Annotated in this window: 3 protein-coding genes; all 3 read right to left on the bottom strand. The window is 49.3% G+C overall.

Features of this window, described 5'->3' with window-relative positions:
- Positions 1-75: 75 nt before the first annotated feature.
- Positions 76-336: a group II intron reverse transcriptase/maturase gene (locus KDK15_RS21235; RefSeq protein WP_373691357.1), complete on the bottom strand. Its 261-nt coding sequence runs from the start codon at positions 334-336 to the stop codon at positions 76-78.
- 99 nt (positions 337-435) lie between these two features.
- Entirely contained in the window at positions 436-750 is a 315-nt protein-coding gene (locus KDK15_RS09635) for an AzlD domain-containing protein (RefSeq protein WP_257295143.1), read from the bottom strand.
- The gene (locus KDK15_RS09630) at positions 750-1475 is read right to left on the bottom strand and encodes an AzlC family ABC transporter permease (protein ID WP_257295142.1); all 726 of its coding nucleotides are present in this window, start codon (positions 1473-1475) and stop codon (positions 750-752) included. Before KDK15_RS09630 ends, KDK15_RS09635 begins: the two co-directional genes overlap by 1 nt.
- Between the last annotated feature and the right edge of the window lie 390 nt (positions 1476-1865).

Genomic DNA, 1865 nt, shown 5'->3' with positions numbered 1-1865 from the left:
ACACGGCTCTCCATGCTGTTACGAGGACTGTACCTGTTGTCTGGCAGCTTGCCAGTGTGCAGCAGGTAATGGCATTCAACGCAGAGTACAAGAGTTTTGCGATTTCTCGCTTCTGAGATCTTTGAGTGTCCATAGTGGATAGAATCTGTCTGCGGCTTTTACTCCTCGTCGGTTGTCTGCCCAAAGCCTTCTACTGATCATCTTCACACTACACTTATGCTTCGAGGCCAATGTTTTGAGCACGCTTAACCTGCCAAGGTCTACAATTACCGCCAACTCCGTTTTCGCATTATTGGCCAGCGAATAATATTGCGAGAAGCCCCCGCAACTCCGCATTCACCTGCAACACGATTTCCACTACGACGATTTTGCTAAGTTATTCAAGGAGAATTCTCAAGTGAGGATTAAGGCCAAAAGATCCATGGCTACCCGCATTTAAATGACATGTCTTAACAGCAGAAATGACAGCATGCCCAGGATTACGGTCAGTAATATGTTTCTTGTCATCAGAGCAAGAAACACCACGATAATGCCGGCAATCAGGTAGTGATTTCCCATGGACAGGCTGAACTGATCCTCGCGAATAAAGACAATCGGTGCAGCAATTGCGGTTAGCACCGCGGGTGCTGAAAAACTCAATACCTGCTGAACAGTTTCACTGAGTTTGAGCGGTAACCAGGGTTCCATCAGGAGAAAGCGGCTGCCAAAAACCAGGGCCGCTACGGCGAACAGAGTAACCCAGGTATCCATTAACTTTCTCCTTTGGTGGTGGCTTTGGCATAGGCAAAACCAGCCACCATTGCCAGGGGGGCTGAGATCAGCAGGCCAGCCTGAATATGCATTACCTGACAAATGACCGATGTTACCAGCGCAGTGAGCACACAGACCAGTACCGGGGCATTTTTGATGGTCGGGATAACCAGCGCGATGAATGTGGCGGCAATGGCGAAATCCAATCCGAGGGCATCCAGACTGTCCATGCTCTCTCCAGCGATGATGCCGCCAAGGGTGGCGAGATTCCAGCCCAGATAAAAGCACAGCCCACCACCCAGTGCGTACCAGCGGTCAAAGCGTTTCAGCTGGCCGGGGTTGGCAATGGCAAACAGTTCATCGGTTAACAGGAAGCCCAGGGCCAGACGCCATCTGAGAGGCAGCGGGCTGATGTTCTTCCGCATCACCATGGAATAAAGGAAGTGGCGGGAGGTGATGAGCAGGGCTGAAATCAGGATGCTGCCCAAACCAACTCCGGCCTGAATCATGCCCATAATGGCCAGCTGAACGGCACCGGCGAAGATAACGCCTGATAATGCCTGACTCTGAACAGGGTCAAAACCCGACTCAATGGCCAGAGATCCCGTCAGGATACCCCAGGGCAGGACGGCGACAGTCAGCGGAATAATGGCTGCAGCACCTTTAAAAAAAGCCCTGACTTTTTCATTGTTGTTTGAGTGCTGGACAATTTCAGCCTGAGACATACATCACACTTCCTTTACAATTCACCCCTAACTGGAGATTCAGGAATCTTTAAATCTTGAACAGATTAGACATTCGGCAAGAAGAATAGTTTGTGATGGTTGTAAAATAGTCAATTTAAGGGGCGGGATGCCGTGACAAGGTAATCACTGTTTTAATTCTTGTTCGCCAGAGCAAAAATTGTACAAAAAATATCACCAGAGATGCCAGCCATAAGCCGCCCGCAGTGAACGTTGATTCCGGTGTAAGCAATTGCCACAAGGGCAAACCCTGAAATACAGGGTAAGTAGTTAACCAAATGAAATCATATTTTATGACTAAGTGATCAGTCACTCTACGGCGTTACAACTCCGGTCACATAGCTACGGCTATGCTCCCTTCGTTGTGCCTTG

This window comes from Endozoicomonas sp. YOMI1, assembly GCF_024606345.1.
In the GTDB taxonomy this organism is placed as follows: domain Bacteria; phylum Pseudomonadota; class Gammaproteobacteria; order Pseudomonadales; family Endozoicomonadaceae; genus Endozoicomonas.
Note: the sequence above shows the minus strand (reverse complement) of the source record. Positions and strands in the feature narration are given on the sequence as shown.

What these genes read in the sequence shown, in the direction of transcription:
- KDK15_RS09630 (WP_257295142.1), bottom strand. Translation starts at nt 1,475, where the DNA reads ATGTCTCAGGCTGAAATTGTCCAGCACTCAAACAACAATGAAAAAGTC.
- KDK15_RS09635 (WP_257295143.1), bottom strand. Translation starts at nt 750, where the DNA reads ATGGATACCTGGGTTACTCTGTTCGCCGTAGCGGCCCTGGTTTTTGGC.
- KDK15_RS21235 (WP_373691357.1), bottom strand. Translation starts at nt 336, where the DNA reads ATGCGGAGTTGCGGGGGCTTCTCGCAATATTATTCGCTGGCCAATAAT.